This window comes from Pseudomonadota bacterium (assembly GCA_030859565.1).
GTDB lineage: Bacteria > Pseudomonadota > Gammaproteobacteria > JACCXJ01 > JACCXJ01 > USCg-Taylor.
In genome coordinates this window covers 1-3071 of record JALZJW010000249.1, presented here as the reverse complement: position 1 = coordinate 3071, position 3071 = coordinate 1, and the positions used below count along the sequence as shown (strand labels likewise).

The 3071-nt window shown below is 58.1% G+C and carries 4 protein-coding genes; 2 read left to right on the top strand and 2 right to left on the bottom strand.

Translation table 11 applies throughout. The features are described from left to right. Together M3436_20275 and M3436_20270 are read left to right on the top strand one after the other, a co-directional pair. The coding region (locus M3436_20275; protein MDQ3566308.1) for a cysteine hydrolase at positions 1 to 305 on the top strand (305 nt) is incomplete at its 5' end. A 385-nt stretch (positions 306 to 690) separates the two neighbouring features. Continuing rightward, positions 691 to 906 carry a helix-turn-helix domain-containing protein gene (locus M3436_20270; protein MDQ3566307.1) on the top strand — a complete coding sequence of 72 codons (216 nt, stop codon included), beginning with the start codon at positions 691 to 693 and terminating at the stop codon, positions 904 to 906. Between the two features lie 114 nt (positions 907 to 1020). Here the strand turns inward: M3436_20270 and M3436_20265 are convergent, their stop codons facing one another. Both M3436_20265 and M3436_20260 read right to left on the bottom strand, forming a co-directional pair. Continuing rightward, entirely contained in the window at positions 1021 to 1434 is a 414-nt protein-coding gene (locus tag M3436_20265) for a response regulator (GenBank protein ID MDQ3566306.1), read from the bottom strand. A gap of 300 nt (positions 1435 to 1734) precedes the next feature. Next, the coding region (locus M3436_20260) for a hypothetical protein (GenBank protein ID MDQ3566305.1) at positions 1735 to 3071 on the bottom strand (1337 nt) is incomplete at its 5' end.

Here is a 3071-nt window from a genome sequence, read left to right as displayed (position 1 = left end):
CGCTTCATGGCTCCGATCATGGAGAGATCGGTAGGGTTGAAAAGGTCGTCGAAGCGACTGAGGAAGCGGAAGGTTACCTGCTTGTGCCGCGCGGGCTGATTTTTAAGAGCGACATTCATATCCCGTTGGATGCTGTGGTCAAGCGTAGCGGCACGGATGTCTTCATCAACATCCCGAAGCTGATAATTGCAACGATGCCGTGGGGCGAACCTCCTTCACGGACTGATCGGCGGACAAAGCTCGGTCCTCGTGCTAAGGAGGTAGGCAAGCTGTACGGCTCACGCTCCCCATCGCTTCGTGAGTGATTAGTCCGGGGTGATGTCTGCTAAGAAGTGATGAGGCGAAAGATAGTGACGGCGCGGTTGCTGTTCTTGAACCTTCAATCGAGACCACAGCGAACCGCGCGGCGCGGCGAAGATTGAAACTCAAAGACGAGTTTTTGCTCGCGCTCGCGCCGACCGTGACGGTGCTCGGAGAGTGGGGAAAAAGTGGGGGAGATACTCACCGCCTGAGTGCGCATCGGGTTATCACAGTAGGCCACTCTTTTCGTAAAGCTTCATCCTTCAAACAGTTGCGAATGGAATACCGAAGCTCAAGCCCATTGATGCCATTAGATCTCCCCCGGTTTTTTCCGCTCTCCTGGAAGGGAAGTCCAAAGCGGTTAGCGCGAGCGATGCCACCACGATCAACGTGACTGAGAAAGCGAAGGAGGTGTTCACAGAAAAAGAGGCGCAGGAATACCTACAACTGTCGCTCAAGACGCTCTACAACCTGCGCGAGAGCGGCAAGTTCTCCTTCGTGCGGATCGGGAGCAAGGTGCGCTACCGCAAGCGCGATCTTGATGAATATGTCGAATCACAACTGCGGCCGGAGAAGAAGGTTGATAGAAGCAGCAGAGCCGGGTAATCTCCTCTCTACCCGGCCCCGCCGCACATTCCTTTTGTTGCTGCCGCAAGCCGTGACTCTCTCCAGCAGCAAGCAGGGGAGAGGGAAGGCGGCGCGGACTCTATCACCGGAGAGTTAGTGGGAGGAAGTTACCACGCTTCCCGCGACGTCCTCCTCAAAGCTCTGTGCCTCATCGAGCAACCTCGCGACCGTCGCAACCAAGTCGTAGATCCCCAACGGTTTTGTTAAGCAGCCCTGTGCGCTGACGCTTACCGCCCATTGTTGATTTAGCCCGTGATCCTCACTAGCGAAGAAGAGGATCGGGGTGTGTGGATCGAACCGGCGGATCGCGCGGCACAGTTCCAGCCCCGTCCCATCCGGGAGCACATAGTCCAGTATGATGAGGTTGAAGTGCTCGCTCTGAACCTGCCACAAGCCGTCAGCGAGGGTGCTCGATAGCGCCACCTCATAGCCTGCTTGCTCAAGCAGGCCGCTAATCACATCCTGGACAAGATTGTCGTCCTCGTCATTGAGGATGCGCGGTTTCATTGGCTGCAGCGCCGTCCGCATTGTACAGCTGATGTCGGCATCAAGATCTCTCTCGCGGTGTTAGTTTGAGCGTTCTGCTTTGCGTAGTTGCTCCACCATGTCGGCGGCGCGCACTGCAACTCGCTTCAAGGCAGAATCTGATTGGGTGCCGTGTTGGCATTAACCCTAATAAGCAGCAGCCCCGCCGAACTCTTAACAAAACGAAACCGACACGTCTTCACCCCGCGTCGGTTTCTACTCCCAATCTGAAGAAATTGAACGATAGCGCCTCACTGCGGCTACTGCCGTTCAAGCTAAGCGCTAATCAACTACCCGTCCTCTAACGCGCGGCCGCGGGGCCTGCGGCTCAGTCGGCGGATCGTTCAAGAAGCCGAACACCGGGCAGTTGACGACGCTGTTATTGGATCCGAGCGGAACGCCGCCGGGACTTGTCACCAATCCTCTGACCGCCAGCTGACGGATTTGGTTCGCGTCCGTCTGTGCCACGTTCAGCCCCCTGGCCACTGCCAACGGGCTCCAGACGGCGAGCCGCGTGTCCCACATCGGCGTGTAGAGGCGGGCCAGGCGTGGGTCGCGTAGCGTCGGGAAGGAATCGAGCACGTTGTGCGAATCGCCGCCAATGCGTAGGGCCTCGAGCAGAGCCGTGTTCAGCAGGTTCGCTTCCTGCGGCAGCAAGCCGTCGATGACAACATGCCGCAGCCCCTGCGCCGGCGGGCTCGTCGGCCCGGTCTGGCCGTTGGTGAAGGCAAAGATGGCGGAGCGTGTGCCATCCGGATGCTCACTGCCGTTCTGGAAGGGCAACAAGCCTTGTGCCGGCACGAAGGTCCCTCGCTCCAACACGGCTCCGAGCGCGGAGGTGGCCCCGAAGGTGAAATAGAAGATGTCCTTGCCGTGGGAGAAGGCACGGATAAAGAGCAGGTCAACGGTTCTATTACCCGTGTCGATGCTCATCACGCGATCATTCGTGTTGGTGTGTTCCAAGACATCGAAGGGGCCATCGCCGACCGCCACCATCGGAGCATTGTAGACGGCGGTGGTGCCCTGGATGCGGACAAGGTCGGTGTATTTTCTATCGCCGATGGCGCCAGGCTGAGCCTCTAGCGGCGGGAAGGCCATCGGGCCAGGGACGTAGATGCGCGCCGGACTAAAGTCGATCATCCCGTTGAACTCGACTTCGGCACGACCTAAAACACTGTCGCTGGACCTGACTTCCTGCACACAGCCGGGGCAGCCGTTGGTTGCGTTGGCGAGCCTGGGGGCGAAGTTGATCCCGAGCTCACGCGCCAGGCCTTCGTCGGAAACGTCCATGATGACGTACCAGACGGTCGTACCGCCCACGCTGCCTTTGAACAGTGGAACCCGGGCGATGTTTCTGTTGAGGTCGACATGTAGGACGCTCTGCATCGTTAGCTTATTCGCAGATAAGTCGCCTCTCACCTGCTCGCCGTCTTGGGCGAAGGCCGGCGTGTTCATCAAGCCGACAAGCAGCACCACAATAAGGACGTGGCGCGAAATCATACGGCGTAACATATTTTTCTTCTCCTCTGTAACTTGTTGAGTGATAGACCGACCCGATTTATCAACAGGTGGTGACCTGACGTGGCGCAGAGAACGCTTACATCTGATCACCACAATAC

What these genes read in the sequence shown, in the direction of transcription:
- M3436_20265 (MDQ3566306.1), bottom strand. Translation starts at nt 1,434, where the DNA reads ATGAAACCGCGCATCCTCAATGACGAGGACGACAATCTTGTCCAGGAT.